The organism is Candidatus Chloroploca sp. Khr17 (genome assembly GCF_004138165.1).
Classification (GTDB): Bacteria; Chloroflexota; Chloroflexia; order Chloroflexales; family Chloroflexaceae; genus Chloroploca.
Genome location: NZ_RYFF01000052.1, coordinates 1 through 19284, shown reverse-complemented (window position 1 = coordinate 19284; position 19284 = coordinate 1). Strand labels below are relative to the sequence as shown.

The 19284-nt window shown below is 56.5% G+C and carries 16 protein-coding genes; 4 read left to right on the top strand and 12 right to left on the bottom strand.

Translation table 11 applies throughout. From position 1 onward, the window contains the following. Nucleotides 1-39: 39 nt before the first annotated feature. Together gpmI and EKD05_RS21040 are read right to left on the bottom strand one after the other, a co-directional pair. Nucleotides 40-1668 (bottom strand): 2,3-bisphosphoglycerate-independent phosphoglycerate mutase, encoded by a 1629-nt coding sequence (gene gpmI, locus EKD05_RS21045; RefSeq protein ID WP_129676834.1) that lies wholly within the window; start codon nucleotides 1666-1668, stop codon nucleotides 40-42. Between the two features lie 89 nt (nucleotides 1669-1757). Beyond that, complete coding sequence (locus tag EKD05_RS21040; protein ID WP_129676832.1) at nucleotides 1758-2009, bottom strand: hypothetical protein; 252 nt, start codon at nucleotides 2007-2009, stop codon at nucleotides 1758-1760. A gap of 391 nt (nucleotides 2010-2400) precedes the next feature. Between EKD05_RS21040 and EKD05_RS21035 the strand changes: the two genes are divergently transcribed. From EKD05_RS21035 to EKD05_RS21025, 3 genes are read left to right on the top strand one after another with little or no spacing between them, the layout of a single operon-like run. Then, entirely contained in the window at nucleotides 2401-3645 is a 1245-nt protein-coding gene (locus tag EKD05_RS21035) for a serine hydrolase (protein WP_129676830.1), read from the top strand. Nucleotides 3646-3652: 7 nt separating this feature from the next. Then, nucleotides 3653-4345: a response regulator transcription factor gene (locus EKD05_RS21030; RefSeq protein ID WP_129676828.1), complete on the top strand. Its 693-nt coding sequence runs from the start codon at nucleotides 3653-3655 to the stop codon at nucleotides 4343-4345. Further along, the gene (locus EKD05_RS21025; protein ID WP_129676826.1) at nucleotides 4342-5478 is read left to right on the top strand and encodes a cell wall metabolism sensor histidine kinase WalK; all 1137 of its coding nucleotides are present in this window, start codon (nucleotides 4342-4344) and stop codon (nucleotides 5476-5478) included. The genes EKD05_RS21030 and EKD05_RS21025 overlap by 4 nt, the downstream gene beginning before the upstream one ends. Before the next feature lie 125 nt (nucleotides 5479-5603). On the opposite strand, the gene EKD05_RS21020 is transcribed toward EKD05_RS21025, so the two are convergent. Beyond that, nucleotides 5604-7337, bottom strand: coding sequence for an FAD-dependent oxidoreductase (locus EKD05_RS21020; RefSeq protein WP_129676824.1), 1734 nt, complete (start codon nucleotides 7335-7337; stop codon nucleotides 5604-5606). 442 nt (nucleotides 7338-7779) lie between these two features. On the opposite strand from EKD05_RS21020, the gene EKD05_RS21015 reads away from it, so the two are divergent. Then, on the top strand, nucleotides 7780-8286 hold the full coding sequence (locus tag EKD05_RS21015) for a Dps family protein (protein WP_129676822.1): 507 nt from the start codon (nucleotides 7780-7782) through the stop codon (nucleotides 8284-8286). Between the two features lie 66 nt (nucleotides 8287-8352). On the opposite strand, the gene EKD05_RS21010 is transcribed toward EKD05_RS21015, so the two are convergent. From EKD05_RS21010 to EKD05_RS20970, 9 genes are all read right to left on the bottom strand, one after another. Then, nucleotides 8353-8931, bottom strand: a complete 579-nt coding sequence (locus tag EKD05_RS21010) for a hypothetical protein (RefSeq protein ID WP_129676820.1) — start codon at nucleotides 8929-8931, stop codon at nucleotides 8353-8355. A 127-nt stretch (nucleotides 8932-9058) separates the two neighbouring features. Then, nucleotides 9059-10042, bottom strand: a complete 984-nt coding sequence (locus EKD05_RS21005; protein ID WP_129676818.1) for an ABC transporter ATP-binding protein — start codon at nucleotides 10040-10042, stop codon at nucleotides 9059-9061. Further along, the gene (locus EKD05_RS21000; protein WP_129676816.1) at nucleotides 10039-11946 is read right to left on the bottom strand and encodes a hypothetical protein; all 1908 of its coding nucleotides are present in this window, start codon (nucleotides 11944-11946) and stop codon (nucleotides 10039-10041) included. The genes EKD05_RS21005 and EKD05_RS21000 overlap by 4 nt, the downstream gene beginning before the upstream one ends. Nucleotides 11947-11961: 15 nt before the next feature. Beyond that, nucleotides 11962-13473 carry a PH domain-containing protein gene (locus EKD05_RS20995; protein WP_129676814.1) on the bottom strand — a complete coding sequence of 504 codons (1512 nt, stop codon included), beginning with the start codon at nucleotides 13471-13473 and terminating at the stop codon, nucleotides 11962-11964. Nucleotides 13474-13516: 43 nt separating this feature from the next. Next, on the bottom strand, nucleotides 13517-14194 hold the full coding sequence (gene cmk, locus EKD05_RS20990; RefSeq protein WP_129676812.1) for a (d)CMP kinase: 678 nt from the start codon (nucleotides 14192-14194) through the stop codon (nucleotides 13517-13519). Between the two features lie 113 nt (nucleotides 14195-14307). Beyond that, the gene (locus tag EKD05_RS20985) at nucleotides 14308-15021 is read right to left on the bottom strand and encodes a DUF4388 domain-containing protein (protein WP_165360867.1); all 714 of its coding nucleotides are present in this window, start codon (nucleotides 15019-15021) and stop codon (nucleotides 14308-14310) included. A gap of 283 nt (nucleotides 15022-15304) precedes the next feature. Then, nucleotides 15305-17143 carry a MutS family DNA mismatch repair protein gene (locus EKD05_RS20980; protein ID WP_165360866.1) on the bottom strand — a complete coding sequence of 613 codons (1839 nt, stop codon included), beginning with the start codon at nucleotides 17141-17143 and terminating at the stop codon, nucleotides 15305-15307. Nucleotides 17144-17152: 9 nt separating this feature from the next. Beyond that, nucleotides 17153-17608 carry a CBS domain-containing protein gene (locus tag EKD05_RS20975; RefSeq protein WP_129676806.1) on the bottom strand — a complete coding sequence of 152 codons (456 nt, stop codon included), beginning with the start codon at nucleotides 17606-17608 and terminating at the stop codon, nucleotides 17153-17155. 48 nt (nucleotides 17609-17656) lie between these two features. After that, on the bottom strand, nucleotides 17657-18622 hold the full coding sequence (locus tag EKD05_RS20970) for a COX15/CtaA family protein (RefSeq protein WP_240695882.1): 966 nt from the start codon (nucleotides 18620-18622) through the stop codon (nucleotides 17657-17659). Between the last annotated feature and the right edge of the window lie 662 nt (nucleotides 18623-19284).

Below are 19284 nucleotides of genomic sequence, written 5' to 3'. Positions count from 1 at the left end.
GAAAGCTGGCTCGGCGTTTGTGGGTTTGGATAAGCGATCTTATATGTGCTCGATCAGGCTTTGCCCCGTCATATCGGCTGCGTACGCAAGACCCATCAAATCGAGCAACGTGGGGGCTATATCAGCGAGGCGGCCACCCTCACGCAGGCGTACCTCACCTTTGCCAAGCCCAAGCCCTTCGGCGGCTACCAGGATGCAGGGCACCGGATTGGTCGTATGGGCGGTATGAACTCCACCGGTCTCGGGGTCGATCATCTGTTCGGCGTTGCCATGGTCGGCGATCATCAGCACGGCCCCCCCTCGTGCCACCACTTCGGGTACGACCTGCCCTAGACTAGCATCCACCGTTTCGCATGCCGTCACTACAGCTGAAATAAAACCGGTGTGGCCAACCATATCAGGATTGGCATAATTGACGACGATTAGATCGTATTGTTCACTTTTGATCGCCTTGAGCAGTTCGTCGGTGACACCAGAGGCACTCATTTCGGGTTGGAGATCGTAGGTTGCCACTTTGGGTGAGGACACGAGGATGCGATCCTCGCCTGGAAAGGGTTCTTCGCGGCCTCCATTGAGAAAAAAGGTGACGTGGGGGTACTTCTCGGTTTCGGCAATATGAAACTGCGTTTTGCCTGCGGCACTGACGACGGCGGCGAGCGGGTCATTGACGGGGCGCGGCGGGAAGGCGACTTCTACGGGGAGGCCGCGCTCATAGCGGGTCAAGGTTACCATATAGAGGTTTGCCAATTGGCGGGGGCGTTGCCAGATGGTATCGGGCAATTTCTGGCCCTCTTCCTCCTGGCGGGCATAGTGTTGCTTGATCTGCTCGTTGAGATCAGGCACAACCAGCGCACGGGTCAACTGGCGTCCCCGGTCAGGACGGAAATTGGTAAAGACGACCGCATCGCCATCCTTGATCGTCGCCACGGGTGCCCCATTCTCGATGATCACCGTAGGCAACATAAACTCATCGTTGATCCCGGATGCATACGACTGGCTGATTGCCGTACGGGCATCCGGGGCCGTCTCGCCCTCGCCGGCGGTCATGGTCGCATACGCCCGCCCGATACGTTCCCAGCGCTTATCGCGATCCATTGCATAATACCGCCCGATCACCGTGGCAATCTTGCCTACACCGGTCTTTGCCAACGCTTCCTCAAGATGATCCATAAAACTGAGCGCACTGCGCGGCAACACATCGCGACCATCCAGGAAGAGATGCAAAAAGACCCGGTCAAACCGCTCGCGCTGGGCCAGTTCGAGCAGGGCATGCAAATGATCTTCGTGGGAATGCACCCCGCCAGGCCCAAAGAGCCCGATCACATGCAAGGCACCGCCCGTCTGCTCGGCATGGCGAATAGCCTTGAGCAGATTGGGATTGGTAAAAAAATCACCGTCCCGAATCGCTTTGCTAATCCGGGTCAACTCCTGGTAGACCACAAATCCTGCACCAATATTGAGATGCCCCACCTCAGAATTGCCGATCTGTCCTTCGGGAAGGCCAACATCCAGACCTGAGGCGCTGAGCGTCGTAAAGGGTGACTGCTCGATCCAGGCATCAACATGCGGTGTATGCGCAAGGCTGACTGCATTGCCGGGGCCATCAGCAGCGAGACCCCAACCATCCATAATAGCCAGAACCACAGGGCGAGGGCGAGCAGTGGTCATACAACCTCCTGATAGACAACAAAAACCGAGACAACAGATTAGACCAGACTTGAGACAGGAGCCTGGTCGATCATAGGGCTACGTGCGTGTCAGCTCAGACCGAGACCGACCTGAAATAAACGTCCGGCAGCCAGCAGACCAAAGATACCGGTGATGATCAACGGCAAGCCAACGAGCAAAAGAGTCGTCATCCGTGTGCTACTGCTTGCGCTCGTGCGCACATAATCACGGGCGATCTCGGTCTGCAGGCTCTGCAGGCCACCCCAGATGGTCAGCAAACCCATGATGCCAAAAACAACCCCGGCACCGATGGCGATCAACACACCAAGAAAGTAGAGCATACCCGTCTCACTTTATTCAGTCAGATGGGCAAAGCGAAGGTTCTTGCTTGAACCAACAGACTCGTCCCCATCTACAGACAGTACGAGACAAGTATACCGCGCCCGTGCAGATACGTCGAGTTGTTTTTGCATGGATTTGAGATCTTTTGCAAAGTCGTTGGGGTTGCGCCCCAAACCTCAGTTTTTGGCCCGTTTTGGCGGCAAAGCCGTCCCACACCCCACTGCCGGAGGCGGCCTTTGCAACGCTTTCGCCAGCACAAGCGCGATGCTTGTGGGCCGGCAAGCTCCCATCTTCCAAGCCGATGGCGTACCTTCAACTGTCCTGGTTGGTGTATAATAACAACGATACACAGATCTTCCACTCACCCTGTCTGGTCGCTGCGGAGCCGCTATGCGCTACCTTGCCCGCCTGGTCGGGCTTACTCTCGTTTTGCTTGTTGGTTTGACGACGTGCAGCACGTCTAGCAGAGATAGCCGAGAGCCATCGCTTTCGGGTTTTGTTGCTACGCCCTTACCCTCAGCACGGCTGGTGCCCACGATTCTACCGACGGTTACCCCTGAGTTTGAGGTTGGGGTTGGGGCTTCAACGACGAGCACTGATCCAGTGGCCCCCCCACTGGCCGCAGTGACGACGCCGTCTTCGGCGAGGAGTCAACCAACACCTGATCTGATCGAACGTGCTGGTCAGATGGATGCCTACATGTCGGGCCTGGTCAACCAGGGCTTTAGTGGGGCAGTGCTGGTGGCCTACCAGGGCAATACGCTGATCAGTCGTGGGTACGGGCTCGCCAATCGTGAGGCCGGGATCGTGGCAACAAGTTCAACCCGTTTTCGGCTTGCTTCAGTGACCAAGCCGATCACGGCGATTGCGGTTTTGCGCCTGGTGGCGGCGGGCAAAGTTCAACTGGAAGCGTCAATCTGCGCCTACCTCGATCCGTGCCCGGCAACCTGGCAGGCGATCACCGTGGCTGATCTGTTGCACCACAATTCGGGGCTTCCTAACTATACCGATTTTGCTAGTTTTGCGAGTGTTGAACTCCAGCCTGCAACGCCTGAAGAGGTTGTCGCCCGTTTTCGGGATCTTCCCCTCAATTTCGTTCCGGGTTCAATGTATCAGTATACCAACTCAAACTATGTCTTGCTCGGGTTGATTATCGAACAGGCTTCAGGCCAGACCTACGCTGACTTCTTGCAGAATGATCTCTTTACGCTGCTCGAGATGAGCAATAGTGGCCTCGATCCAGGCGATTTTAGCCCGCTCGGGGGAACCCGCGGGTATGCCGGGGAGGCACTCGATATCCCCCTCGATGTGAGCAATCTCTTTGCCGCCGGTGATCTCTATGCCTCGGTGGAAGATCTGCATCGCCTGACCAGAGCGCTCTATGCGGGTTTGTTGCTGCCGCCTGAATTGATAACGATGATGACAACGCCACGGCATATGCGCTATGGGATGGGGTGGTTGATTGAACAACGTGGTGATCAGCGTCTCGTTTACCATCCAGGCTGGATGAGCGGGGCCAATACCTGGCTTGGGCATTACCCCGATACCGGGTTGACCATTGTCATCCTGAGCAATAATACGCAGATCAATCTGTTCCCCATTGCCGATGCACTGGCTGGTCTGGCGTTGAATTAGGCCTGTTATGCGTGAGACTGCGACGATTCTGGTTGTTGATGACGAGGCGAGTATTCGCACGATCGCCCGTGCGTATCTTGAGCAGGCGGGCTTTACCGTGGTGTGCGTTGACAACGGCCTCGCGGCGCTCCAGGCGGCTCGGGATTATACCCCGGCGATGATTATCCTCGATCTCAATTTGCCTGGTATGGATGGAATGGAGGTGGCTGCCCGGCTGCGTGAACATTCCGATGTCTTCATTTTGATGTTGACGGCACGCAGCGATGAGGCTGATCGGGTGGCCGGGTTGCGGATCGGGGCCGATGATTATCTGACGAAACCCTTTAGCCCGCGCGAACTTGCGGCACGGGTCGAAGCAATTCTCCGTCGACGACGGGGTGTGGTTGCCCCAACCAATGAGTTGCGCTTCAAGCATGTGGTGGTTGACCCCGATAGCCGTGAAGCACGAGCGGGTGGTCAGTTGCTCGATCTGAGTCCGACCGAATTCGATGTCTTGCTGGCGCTCGCACGCCATCCAGGGCGGGCTCTCAGTCGTGAGCAACTGATCGACCTGGTTTGGGGCACCGATTTTTTTGGTACCGACCGGGTGGTTGATGTCTATGTTGGTCAGGTGCGCCGGAAGATCGAGGCCGTGACGGGACAGACGATCATCGGCACGGTGCGAGGCATTGGCTATCGGTTTAGTGACGAACGCCTATGAAATTGTTGCGCCAGTTGCGCTGGCAACTCATCGCTGCCCAGATGCTGGTGGTCTTTGTCGGGGCGCTTGTGCTTGGCGTGACAGCCGATTTGCTGGGCCAGCAGATCTTCCTCACTGATCTCCGTTCACTCACTACCCAGCCTGGGGTACTCAATCCCGGTGACCTCGAAATGGCCCTGGTGCAGAGTTTTCGCCAGGCGATTGCGAAATCACTCACGCTTGCTGCAGTGACGGCGGCGGTCGTTGGCCTGGCCACCAGCCTGCTTTTGTTACGCCAGATTCTGCGCCCCTTGCACGAGATTGCTACGAGCAGTAGTCGTATTGCCGATGGACGCTACGATGAGCGGGTCACGGTGCCGGCCAGTGATGAGTTGGCGATTGTTGCGACCAGTTTTAACCAGATGGCTGGAACCCTTGAACGGATCGAGCAGCAGCGCATTGCTTTGATTGGCAATGTTGCCCACGAGTTGCGTACTCCCCTTACCGGTCTTGAAGGCTATCTCGAAGGCTTGATTGACGGGGTCTTTCAGCCCGGCCCCGAAACGTTTGCCGAGATGCAGCACGAAGTGCGGCGGCTCCGCAATCTTGTCGCCGACCTGCAGATCCTCGCGAATGTTGAGGCTGGTCAGGTTCATCTGCACATGAGCGAGCTTGAACTTGTTGCCGTTGTGCGCCGCATCGTCGAGCAACTACGCCCCCAGACCCTGGCTGGTTGTCTTGAGATCAAGCTTAGCCCGGGGGTTGAACCAGTCTATGTTCAGGCTGATCAGGATCGGGTTGCTCAAATCTTGATTAACCTGATTGGCAATGCGATTCGTTACACTCCCGAGGGGGGGTGTGTCACGGTTGGGGTGAACGCTGTCGGCCGTGTCGCTCAGGTGGAGGTCGTTGATACGGGGATCGGGCTTGCTGCCGAGGATCTTGCCCTGATTTTTGAGCGTTTCTATCGTGTGGATCGCTCACGGGCGCGTGTCAGTGGGGGCAGTGGCATTGGCCTGACCATTTCGCGCCACCTTGCCTGGGCGATGGGGGGCGATATTACGGCGGCGAGCCCTGGTGTGGGCCAGGGAAGCACGTTCACTTTGAGTGTGCCGCTTGCTCGCTCACCGCGTGCGAGTCACGAGCAACGGTAGATCATGGGCGGTGTAGGGTGATATTCCGGCCCTGGATGTGCTAACAGCACCATAGCTGGTTGTGCGCCCGCTGCACGCGCACCAGGGCCAGCATTGCTGGCCCTGGTGCGCGTGCAGCATCTTTCTTACTGATCAAGTAGCATCTGCGCAGCCAGGTCCTCTTCGGCATGCGACACAAAGGGGATGCCAGGTGCGCCTGTGGCAAGCGTGGTGCGATAAAAACTGGTGAAAGTCCGCCCGCCACCGGCCAGAGTAGACACATCTTCAAACCCGTGTTGGCGCAGAATGCGGTAGGCAAGATAGCTCCGGAAGCCAACCATACAGTAGATGCGCATGGGCCTTGCGTCGAGAGGCCGCAACTCTTCAACCCGTGACCGCAGTTCGGTGAGCGGGATATTTACGGCCCCAGGGATGTGCCATTGGGCGTATTCCTGGGGACCACGGACATCAAGAAAGACCGTCTCGGCGGACTGCTGTTCGTACTCGTCAGGATACCAGAAGGCGACATCACCACGGAGCAGATTGGCGGCGAGGAAGCCGGCCATATTCACTGGATCTTTGGCTGAACCGTATGGCGGTGCATAGGCTAGTTCAAGCCGCTCAAGGTCAAAGACCGTCATTCCGGCACGAATCGCGGTTGCAAAGACATCAAGGCGTTTGTCTACGCCATCGTACCCGACGATCTGTGCCCCAAGGACGCGCCCATCTTCAGGCGCAAAGAGCAGCTTGATATGCATTGGGGCTGTGCCGGGGTAGTAACTCGCGTGACCGGCAGGATGCAAATAGACCTTGCGATACGCCCGCCCGAGGCGGCGCAGGGTCTTTTCAGAGGTTCCGGTGGCACCCCCGGTCATCGCAAAGATCTTGACCACGGCGGTACCCTGCGTCGTCGTATAGGTGCTATCGCGTCCACAGATCTGATCGGCCACAATCCGTCCCTGGCGATTGGCTGGGCCAGCGAGAGCGACCAAGGTTGGCTCGCCAGTGACGGTATCAATGACTTCGACCATATCGCCAGCGGCATAGATATGGGGATCACTGGTACGCATCGCGGCATCGACCTTGATGCCCCCCGTCTTGCCCACTTCGAGTCCGATCTGCTGGGCGAGGCTCGTGATCGGGCGGACGCCAGCGGCCAGGATGACGAAATCGGCAACGATGGTTTCGCCTGTACGCAGGGTCACGGCAATGCGTCCATTCACGTCGGCGCATGAGGTTGCCGCGGTGCCCAGATGCAACGTCACGCCGTGAAACTCCATGTGATAGCGCAGATCGGTCGCCATCTCGATATCCAGCAAGGGCATCACCTGATCCTGAAGTTCGATCAGGTGAACGTCGAGCTGGCGTTCGCGCAGGGCCTCGGCGACTTCTACCCCGATGTAACTGCCGCCGACAACAATGGCGCGTTCGGCCCCACCATCCACGATAGCCTTGATCGCATCCATATCGGGCATGCTGCGCAGGGTAAAGACGCGGGGATGATCGACCCCGGGGACAGGTGGACGCAGCGGTGCGGCACCCTGGGCCAGTACCAGAATGTCGTACGACTCGGTATAACGTGAACCGCGCTGGTGATCGTGTACTTCTACTGTCTGGGCCTCGCGATCAATCCCAATGACTTCGTGTTCCGTGCGGACATCGAGATTGAGGGTTGCCCGCAGGTGTTCTGGGGTCACAACGAGTAACTGCTCGCGATCAGGGATAGCGCCACCAATATGATAGGGTAAGCCACAGTTGGCATACGAAACATAACGATCACGCTCAAGCACGACAATCGAAACTTGCTCATCCAGTCGACGCAGGCGTGCTGCCGCTGACATTCCAGCGGCAACGCCACCAATGATGACAATGCGTTTCATAACGTTCCTTAGATGTCAAATTCTTTGCTTCATAGCTGGGAATTTGGAGGGCCGCAGGCTCTCAAGATTCTTCGCTGGTACAAAAAGCCAGCGAAGAAGCTAAGTGTGGGAACTCTCTTCCCTAGAGATCAGTCCGTTAGGACTGGTCTCTAGCATAACAGATGCAATCAAGCGCCTTGACAGTATTTCAGTAGAGAAGGGTCAATTAGTAAGAAACGTTTAGCAACCACAACTGAAGCATTGACCAATGCGCAACTTTTTGGTATTGTATGCGTAGTCTTGGTGTGGATAACTAAAAAGCATATAACCAAGTTGTTTTCTCTTCACCATATCGTCCGTTGCGGGTTCGACCAATTTTGCATCATATCATGAGACCTGTTACCATGTTACCTAGGGCTTGGTCGTATCTGAGATCATCCCAGCAACAGAAGGAGACTGAACAATGACCACCAAACCAATGGTGACCTCGACCATCGACATTGGGCTGAGTGCCTCGAATACGCAGGGGCTGATCAGCATTCTGAGCCGCGTGCTTGCCGACGAGCATGTGCTCTACATGCGGTTGCGCAACTATCACTGGAATGTGGTGGGCATGGCTTTTGGCCCGTTGCATGAACTGTTCCAGGAGCAGTACGAAGATCTGGCGAACGAGATTGACGATATTGCCGAGCGCATTCGCATGATCGGTGGCATTTCACCGGGGACGATGACTGAATTCCTGCAGCTTGCCACGCTGACCGAGCGCCCGGGCGATCTGCCCAACGACCAGACGATGGTTGCGCATCTGGTTGCCGATCACGAGGCAATTATTCGCAACCTGCGGCGTGATGTCCGTGCCTCTGATGAGCAGTACGATGACGTCGGCACGAGTGATTTCTTGACTGGTTTGATGGAGAAGCACGAGAAGATGGCCTGGTTGCTCCGCTCGCATATCGAGCAGCGCGGCTAAATCCAAGTACCGTTAAAGCAAATGAGCCGACCTATTGGGTCGGCTCATTTGCTTTAGCATTCGTTGTCAACGATGCTTGGAACCAAGATAGAGCCCGGCCCCGATCACCAAGAGTGGTATCCAGAGCAGTGCGGTGCTGAAGAAGGTTGGTAGATTTGAGACGGCAACGATCAGCCCTACGGCAAAGAGGATGACGGCAGGAATGACCGGCCACTGGCTCTCCTTGGCAAATACCGCTTGTCCTATTCCATAAATCGCCAGAAACCCCAGCGCTAAGCCCCAGAGTACCGAAACGCCATCCGTGAGCGAGGCAAAGGTGACGCCAATACTCAAGCCTGCCAGGATGCTAGCAGGAATGATGAGACCATAGATATGTCGCCAGAAACCAAAGAAGTAAAAGATAGAGCCAATCAGTAGCAGCACAAAGCCACCCGTCATATCTTCCGGTATGGCCACAAAGCTGATGAGAAGCCAGGCAAGCCCCAGAACGATTAAGAGCAACCCTCGGGGATCAAGACGGTCACGCCAACGAGTGGTGAGGTCTTTGGCATTGATGGCCTGCCCCAGACTTTGGGTTGGCATGCCTGCTGATGAATGCTCTGCGAGCCGCTGGCGTTCGGTATCTTGCTCGGTATAGTTCGTCATCGCTTCCCTCCGGTATGCGTGTTATCAGACCTGTTGATACGACGATGAGAAGAAGATGAGAGTTGCTGGTTAGGTGCATACAAAATAGGCCAACGAAGCTGGCTTTGTGCCCACCTTATACTTCCCCTTAGTTTGTTCCGCCGTAAGCCGAGCCTCTCGTGACTTGCATGAAGATGTCTTCGAGGTCATTGGTCTGACCGGCAAAGTGGGTGATCTGTATCCCCCCTCCGATCAAGTGCGCGAGCAGCGCACTGACTACGTGGTCATCACCATCAAGGTCAACGTGAAGTTGTGGGGGATGCTCGTCGGGCATCATGCGAACATCAAGCACGTGGGGAAAGTCGCGTACCAGGGTGGCGGCATGTTCCAGGCTGACGAGAGGCTCGGTGCCTTCGCCTGGCAGCAGGTGGATTTCAAAGGTACGGTGCGGTTGCAGCGACCGCAGAATGGTGTTGACATCACCTGACGTGATCAGCGCGCCTCGTTCGATGATGCCAATGTGGGTACACATCTCGGCTAGTTCGGTCAAGATGTGGGAACTGATCATGATCGTCTTGCCGAGGCGGCGCAATTCTTTGAGGAGTTCGCGTAACTCGACGCGTGCCCGTGGATCGAGCCCGCTTGCTGGTTCATCAAGGATGAGCAGGGCCGGATCATGCAGCATCGTACGCGCCAGGCTTAGCCGTTGCTTCATCCCCCGCGACAGGCCCATGACGTCGGCCTGCTTCTTGTGGCTCAGGTCAACCAATTCAAGCAGGTCGTCAATCAGACGTGGGCGGCGTGCCGGATTGATGGCGTAGGCTTCGGCAAAAAACTCCAGGTACTCGTGCGCTTGCATATTGTCGTACACACCAAAAAAGTCGGGCATAAAGCCGACCTGGCGCCGTACCTCCAGCGGTTCACGCACCACCGAATGCCCCGCTACAAACGCTTCACCCTCACTGGGAAGCAACAACGTCGTGAGAATGCGCATGGTAGTGGTTTTACCTGCCCCATTCGGCCCGATGAAACCATACACCGCCCCCTGGGGAATGGTCAGGTTGAGATCATGGAGGGCCACCATGGCTCCGTAGCGACGGGTGAGGGCTCGTGTTTCGACGATGGCGCTCATGGATGCTCCAGCCGAATCATATAGAGGGTTTCGCCCTGGTGCTGGGGCGTATGCCCGGGCAAGGTCACCTCAAGCACTGACGCCTCTTGCCAGCCAAGCAAGTAGATGCCATCATCAGCGATACCAGAACTGTTGTTTTGCGCAGGTGCATTGAAGGGCATAAAGTTCCCAAAGCCAAACATGTTATTGAGGACTTGCCCGTGATTGATCATCGTCCCGCTCTCTTGCCAGAAGCCAAACGGAAAATTGCCTTGGTCAAGCATAAGTTCGACTGGTACCTGTGTTCCTGCCCGCAGATCCCCAAGGCTCTGCGCTGATTCACCATACACAATGATTGCATCACGGAGATCGGTGTCAGTCACGGTGAGCTCACCAGCGATGCGTCGGCGGTCTATCTGGAGCTCACTCACGACGGTGGGCACCTCGTCAACCATCTGCTCAACCATCAGGGTGCGCAGCGACGACACATCAATGAGCAGATCTTCCATTCCTACCGAAGCATCATCACGGGTAACCGGGACATTGTTGGCCTGAAAGCGCTCAAAGGTTGCGGGGGTGATCAGGGCCAGTGCATCCACTTGAAGCTGGTAGCTCTGCCGTTGGGGTGAAAAAACCCCGAGAAAGACGGTGGCCTTGCCCTGTTGGTTCCCCTCGAAGCCCTGGACAAGCGCCAGTTGGGGCACAGTCGGGGCTGTCCCGCGGATGACCAGACTGATGCCATAGGAGGCGACCAGAAAGAGCCCAATCAGGCTTGGAGTCGTAAACCATGCCAGATCAATGCGTCCGAGTTTGCGCAGCACAAGGAAATTGAGCGGGCCAATGACCACAATATAGAACCCCAGCAGCAGCAGCAGGATACCGGTGGAAGGAAACTGAAGCCCGGGGAGTTGCAGCGTATTGGCGAGCAGACTCTCGTTGCGCCAGCGAAAGCTCGCCGCAATCGTCATCTGCGGTGGAAGCGTGATGACGGCTTGCCAGAGCTCTGCTTCGCCACTCCACATCCGTGTGCTGGCAAGATCAAAAGCCGCAAAGATCACCTGACCAACCCCGAGAGAGTGGCTCACCAGAAGATTGGCGCGATCAAGCGACTGGGCTCCGGGGCGCAATGTCACGTTATTGGCACTAAAGCTGGGGAGTTCGCCAACGGTGGTTGCTTGCCGCACCAGGGCTGACAGACTGGCCACACTGACCCCCGCCTGCAGCTCGCCGACGTCGACTGGCAAGAAATCGTCCAGCCCTGGGACAGCCTGCGACGCGGCTGCCCCGCCGCTCACAACCAGAACACCCCCGAGGTGAACCCATAGTTTCAGCGCCTCACGTTGACGAGGGTTCAGGTCAGCCGTCACGAAATCATGCACAAAGATGATGTTTAGGCCTGATAACAGAGCGGGATCATCGGGCAACAGCGCCGGATCGAGATGACTCACGATCGTCGTCGTATCAGGTGCAAAGGTTGCCGCACCGAGGCTATTGAGTAGCGAGCGATCGCGACTGAGCACCCCGACCGTAAGCTGGCTCTCGTTCAGTGGGACAAGATTGACCCGGGTGCTTGCCAACGACTCGTCATCAACGATGAACGCAACGGTCGCACCACGGGTCATCCCGGTTGTCATCACAGGCAAGCGCACCTGTTTCCGCGCCCCCTGCGGCAGATCAACGCGATAGCGATAGAGCGCCTGATCATTGTTTGCGAAGCGCCACTCTAGGGTACCCTGAAGATCGGGGCCATCGTTGCTCACCACAAGGCTGGTGGCAAACCAGTGACCGATGCGATAGTGTCCAGCCCCATCGAACCCGGCCAGGGCCTCGATCCGCACCGGCGTCTCGTCCTGCGCGTGGATCAACCGGGCAGGCACACACAGCACCAGTAGCGCACACAGCACCAGCAAGCGCCAGTGTTTCAAAGGTGTCTCCAGAATTTACGATTTAATTTCATTGTGTTTGATCTGCGCTTCATGATAATGGTGCAAGAGCGCAAGGGTATCATTGAGGGCACGATCTTTATCTTTGCGCTTGAAGCGGACATTATATTCCGTTACCTTGGTGACCACGTCAGCGGGACGTGGCACGCGATGAAAGGTGAAATTTCCTCCTGAGCCCGCGGTGCTCAACTCGACATCGCCATAGCCCAGCAGGTTACTGAGATAGGTTGTCTTGGATTGCACATTATTAATACTGCCCAGGCCTGCCTCACGACGTTCCTCTGGACCAAAGGGCTTTTTCTCGATATCAATCACTTTTTCGGGTGTAAGGGTATAGGTATCATTGCGATAGTCTTCGACTTCATACGCGGCCCAGGCGACAAAGACGAGCATCACCACTAGCAACCCAAAGATGATCAAGGGCAAGCCAAGGAGCAGAGCACTCCCGCCGACCAGCACCACAGGTACCCCGATCAAGAGCCAGAGCACTGGCCCGATCAACCCGCGCACGAGAAAGAGCCAGTGTGGTCGCCAGACGATCTGTTGGGTCTGATAATTAAGCTCAGGATTATCAGGCAGAAACTGGCGCATCCACCCCATCATGCGTGTTTGTCTTGGGGGTTGGGCCAGTGGTGATGGACTTGACACTTTTTCACCATAAACCCGATCAGCAATCAGTTGTTCAAAGGTATGCTCACTACTTGCTTTGCGCAAGGCACGCACCTGCGCCATAATCTGTTGCTGCATCACCATCGGTTTGTCGGCAGAGGTAAAGATAATATTGCCATTGATGCGTGCTGATTTGATCTCAATCGTGCCATACTGCAACCAGTGTTGGGGATACGTTTTGGTGAAGGCGTTCACATCCTGCACATCTTCCAGAAAAATCTGGCGTTGCACGCGACGCTCGATGAGATGCGGAATAATCACCTGATCATTATCATAGACAATGCGCTGATTCGTAAGGATTAACTCATCGTTGAGCCAGTCATAAAACGTAAAGAGCACCATCACTGTACTGATGATGGCACCGAGCACGAGCATCAGATTCAACGTATCGCCACTCTGCCCAACGGCGGCATTGGCATCGAGGTGGAAGATGCGCCCACCGGTGAAACGAAAATAGAAGAGCAAGCCATGCCCAATCAGGGCCAGGGTAATGATGAGTTGGGCCGACTGATTCTGCTTGCCACGTACAGCCAGGATGACCCAGATGAAACCAAGCAGCAGCATCAGGATGAGCAGCAGCCAGTTGAACACATCAATGCTGCCCCGGACATCTACCTGCGAGGCAAGAAATTGCCCGCCCAGCGCCCGGTAGAGCGCCAGGCCACCAAAAAAAATTAGGCTAAAGAGGGGAGGAATCAGGCGCCCGAGCAGCACAATATAGTGCCGTCCAGTGACGTGAAGAATTTCCTCCGTCTCACCGAGATCAATGGCTGATTCGGCATCAAGGCGCAGTTGAATCCGCAACCATTCGGCGACTGACCTTGAGGGATTACTAGCCATACGAAGATGTTTCCTCCGGGATACGCATCCGCAAGCGCACTGGCTATCCGTTGTGATGACGCGCCAGATAGTCCAGAATCCAGGCCAGTTCATCATCTGGCGAGAGGCCATCTGTCTGGAGGATAACGGCATCATCGGCTGGTTTCAGCACATGGTCATCAAGTTGGTCACGACGGGCGAGATTTTGCTGAATCTGAGCCATCAGGGTCTGGTCGAGATCATCATTGTGTTCAACGGCACGGCGACGGGCGCGTTCTTCCAGCGAGGCTTCCAGGAAGATCTTGAGATCAGCGTTGGGCATCACAATGGTACCAATATCGCGTCCGACCATCACCGTGTTGCCACGCCGTCCGATCTGCTGTTGTTGGTGTACCATCTCGCGGCGTACCTGGGGATATCGCGCAACGAGGGAAACGTTACGCTCGACCTCGGGGCTACGGATGGCCCACGTCACATCCTCACCATTGACGAGCACCGTATACTGACGTCCGTCATCGCTGGTTGGGGCGACGACCTCTATCTGTACCTCATAGGCGAGCCTGGCCATTTCTGCCTCATCGTGCAGATCAAGCCTTGCTTGCAAGGCAACCAGCGCAAGCGCACGGTACATGACCCCTGTATCAAAATAGAGGTAACCAAGATGGCTGGCTAATAGTGCCCCCAGGGTACTTTTTCCTGCCCCTGCAGGCCCATCAATCGCAATCACTGAGGGTTGCAACATAGTGCGGCTTCTGTCATGCAGAAACAACAAAAGAGCCCGAGCATGGCAACGCTCTGCAACGTTGCGCACGCAGGCTCTATTGTAGCATGGCGCAAGGCTTGATGACAAGCATCTCAGGTTCGCAGTACCTTGAGAATGAACTCTTCTTGGTTCTGTGGTTCACGCATTACGGGGTTGCTGGTCACCAACTCGGGCTGATGCGTGGCTGCGGCGCGGGCCAGCATCCGATCAAACAACCCGCTTTTTGTGCTCGTCACCGACTCGTCGTCACGTTTGGTGCGTGCTACCCGGACGGGCTTGCGCAAATCAACCAGCCCGTCAACATTCATCTGGACAAGCGCCTCGGCCACATCAATCGTGGCCCAGCCAAGATGCTCGGCAATCTCGGCCAGGTTCTTTTTTTCATCGATCTCGTTCAAGACCGGATAATGGGCCGGTCCAACCTGGGGCAGGGTTGCTTCATATGCATGAAGCAAGCTGGGGATCAGCTTGAGATCAGGGACATACGCACGAATCTGCCGCCAGCGCATCGCTTGCCGCTCGGCATGTTGCAGGTGGCCCGTGAGTGAGCCCCAGAGGGTCTCTTGTTCACTTGTGATCCCACTGATAAACTCGAAGCGAGCCTCATGAAACTCAAAGATCTCGGCGAGCGCATCAATCCCAGTACTCTCACCTCGTTTCACGTGATAGAGCAGGCCATCACGGAAAAAGAGCTCACCAGCTTTGCCTGGCCCAAGGATCACGAGCATGCCAGTCACTGAGCTGTAGATCACCATCTCGATGAGTTCGCGGAGAGGAAATGTTTCAATTGTGCCGTGTAGTTTCAATGTCCTGCTCCTGGATTGTACTTGAAGTTTGTCAGGATGCGGCTGCATCATTAGATCTATTTCTATGCTAGCACTACAGGTTATCGTTATGCAACATGACTGAAGTACTTACATTGGATAGCCCCAGGCTGCAGGAGTTTGCGCCCCCATGTGCCTCAACTCGACCAGACCTCACAGGTCTGCCAGACCTGTGAGGTCTCGCCCGTGTCGTGTATACCGGATTATGTACTGAAAGACCATAAGCCGGTACTCCGAGCAACCCGTCGACGTTTCAGACAGCCTGTCAGGTTGAGGCAGATGGGAGCCCCACCAGGGCCATGAGGCGTAATGCATTCGTAGTGGTGGCTAAGCCTGGGCGAAGTTGATAATCGAACCGCATCTCGGGGGTGCTGGCATCGTTAGTGAAATATTCGCTGAAGTGGGCAAGCTGGACAATTTGCTGGATCTGTGGATCGGCCGCAAGGGCAAGATCATGGGTCGAAACAAGGCCAATCGCCTCTAATTCAACGAGATGGCTGATCACGTGTGCAGCGGCAATCAGGCGTTCGGCGCTGTTTGTTCCGTGCAGGATCTCGTCGAGCAAGAAGCAGACGAGGTGCTCGTCTGGTCTGACTCCAGCCAGATCAACAACCTGCTTGAGACGCTGGAGTTCGGCCATAAAATAGGAAACGCCCCGGGCCAGCGAGTCTTGCACCCGCATGCTCGTTGCCAGCGCCACCGGTGGTAGCCGCAGCGCCTCGGCGCAGACGGGTCCACCTGCCTGAGCCAGGACAACATTGATGCCAACCGCACGCAAGAAGGTGCTTTTGCCTGACATATTCGAGCCAGTGATCAACCCAAAGCTCCCAGGAGGGCCAATCGTCATGCTGTTGGCGACGGCCTGATCGGGCACCAGCAGGGGATGCGCCAGTTGCTCGGCTTGGATGCGTGGTGGTTCGCTGGGCTGCACCACGGGCATCTGCCAGGTCGGGTGATCATGCTGGAGGGTTGCCAGGGCTGCCAGCGCTTCCATCTCACCAAGCGTCGTTAACCAGCTTTCAACCTGCTCGCCTGAGCGTTGACGCCAGCGCTCGGCCAGGGCCACGATATGGAAGTTCCACAGCAGGCCAAATTGCAGCACCGGAAAGAGCAGCGAACGGCTCAACTCGGCACCTGCTGCAATCAGACTCAACCGCTGTAACCGATGGTCGGCACGCTCGGAACCTTCCCCGAGGGTTGCCTTGAGCCGTTGCAAAATGGGTGCTTGCCAGGACGGTGATGCCAGGTGACCAAACAGACCGGCGTAGGTGGCGAGCAGTTCGCCTCGGTCATACAACTGGCTCAGGGTTTCGATGCTCCGCCAACCATACAGTGCGGTCAGCAACAGATTGAGCAGGAGAAAAGGCCCCCAGAGCGGCCACGCGGTCAGGCCAAGCATCTGGACGATGATGCTGATTACGAGCAAGAGAGGCGACACCCGCATCACCCAGAGCAACGCAGGCTTCGTGACGAGCCATGGTGCGCCCCGCGCCCAGGTCGTAAAGCGTTCATAGCGTTCCTGCCCCTCACCGGCCTTTTCGGCGAGAAAGGCCAATTCGTCACGCAGCTCAATGAGGGGGGCCAGTTCCGCCACGGCTTGCTGCCGCTCGTGTACAACGTGCGGCCCAGCAGGGCTGAGCAGCCAGCGTTGTAACGTCGCACGACCGGCTGGACTCCGTGGTGTGTTGAGCAAATGTTGGAGTGAGGCCGGCCCGAGCAGATCGAGGTCAACGGCGAGCATCAGTTCGGTTGCTTCCAGAGGGTGAACAGGTGGCTGGCGGAGGGGCAGCGCCGCCCAATCGCGTCGCAAACGCAACAGCCCTTCATCATTCTGGGCAACTAAAGCTGCCAAACGATCACGCTGTGCGGCAAGCCGATTGTGGTAGGCCACCATCCCGAGGAAGAGCCCGAGTAGCCCCAGGGCCAGCCAGAGAAGGAGCGGTAGACCGCGCCACCAACCCACCCCACCACTTGTCATCAGCGCCACAGCGATGATCAAGCGCCAGTTGGCGACCTGGCTCCACCGTCGTGCCGTTACCACACGCAGTGCTTCGAATTGCGTCCTTCGCTCTTGATAGATCTGCTCAACCCTTGTCACAGGCACCGGCATCTTCTATGTACGCTGATGAGGAGGAAGTTCGTAGATATACTGTTCGAGTTGCTCGATGAGGAAACTCTGCTCGGCCACAATATCAGCCACCACATCACGAATCGAAATGATCCCAACCAACTGCCCCTGTTCGAGCACGGGCAGATGGCGTACCTGTCGTTCACTCATCAGCGCCATACACTCTGCAAGGGGTTGGTCGGGGCGCACATAGAGGACTCGTTCAGTCATCAAGTCACTGACACGCAGCCCTTCAAGCCGGCCTGCGGCAACCACTTTTCGCGCAACATCGCGTTCGGTCATAATCCCAGCGACCCGTTCACCATCAAGCACCATTAAAGCCCCAACATCTTTGGCGATCATGAGTTGCACCGCATCACTCACCGATGCATCAGGAGATGTTGTCCAGACTGGCCCACGTCGAACCTTCAATAACTGACGAACCGTCTTTGTCGACTCCATACCTTGCTCCACTCAACATTCTAGCTGCAGAGACAATCTGAGCGTCTTTCAAGTCCCCAGGCGGACTGGACGCGAAGCGACCGATCTGGCTGCGGCTTGAGCATGCGCTGGTTGGGCGAGGGCCGCCGCACTGAGGAGAACGAGGAATGACCAGACAAGATCTGCCATGAACAAATGAACCAGTTGCATCCAGACCGGCGCTTTGAGCGTCACATTGAGCCCACCGAGCAGAATCTGAACGAAAAAGAGGATGACGAGGGCCCATGCCAGGCGTGAACTGGTTTTACCTGGGCGATAGGTCGCAACAGTTCGTGCGAGAAACAACGTATAGATGCCCACGATCAGGCCAATGATTGGATGGATAATTCGCATCTGCACCAGAAGAGGCGAGTCTTGGGTCACTGGCTGATCGACGCCACCGGGCAAGGCACCGTGTTGCAGCAACGTATCGCCCAGGGCGGTCACGGCCCCGCTCGACCCAACCAGGATTGTCCCAAACAGACCCAACCCGAGCAACCAGAGCATCTTGCTATGACCGCGCAATGTGATCGATGCACCGCCAGAGGCCCACCATGCAGTCAGTACGAGTGCCCCGAGCAGCAAAAACGTATTGGCAAGATGAAGCGCCATCATTGCTGCGCGCGCCATTGAGGTGTTCATTGCCACCAGTTCAAGCAACACCAGGGCGGCACCGAGCAGTGCCTCAATGATCATGAAAATCAGCGCAAAGAGGGCGGCCTTGCGCACAATATGACCCGGGGCATACGCACGCCAGGCCCAGATCAGCAATCCTAGCGTTCCGACTAACGCAAGCCCACTGGTGACGCGGTGGGTAAATTCGATCATCATCTCGGTGCTTGGGGCACGGGGAATCACCTGCCCATCGCACAGAGGCCAGTGATCACCGCATCCTGCTCCTGAACCTGTCGCTCTGACGAAGGCCCCCCCCAGAATGACGAGTAGATTATAGACAACATTCGCCCAGGCAAACGCCGCAAACCGTTGATTGAGCATATGCACTAACCTTAAATCGAAGTCGGTTGATTATCATCGTGCAATCTTTCCCCTAGATGATACCACGATCTCTCCCTTGCGGGAATAGAACTACCGTAGGCAAGCATGGCGATTGCATCATACGAAACCGGAGACAAAAAGACGCTCTCTCAGGGCACCCGCAAGGGGTGCCCCTACCGGCCGGGGGCCGGATCCGGTGTACGGGCACCCCTTGCGGGTGCCCTGGCGGGTGCATTCACGAGAAGATGCAATCGCCCTACGTAGGTAAAGGTTGAGCCTTCTTCTGGGAGCGAGGGCGGGACGCCCTCGCTCCCAGAAGAAGGCTCAACCGATAAGTACAAAATGCCAGTTGACAAATCGGTAGTCGTGCGATATAATCTCTTTTTGTGAGCCGCTAATACTGATTGGCGCTCCTAACAATTGACGTATGGGCACTACGGTGCAGCGCCAGTGGCCTGCTCCGTCTTTTTTCGCCCAACGCCGTACCTTACCAACTGAAGCGTCGTGATTATGATGAGATGACCGCGAGCCGTGCGTGCTGCACGGTCGCGTGACCTTGTTCCGCTGTGCCCCCACTGGGTACAGAGGGAAGACATGATGAGCACACGATGGATGCCCTGGCGCTGCATGCCGATGAAGGACGGGGCACCGCTCCGAAAAGC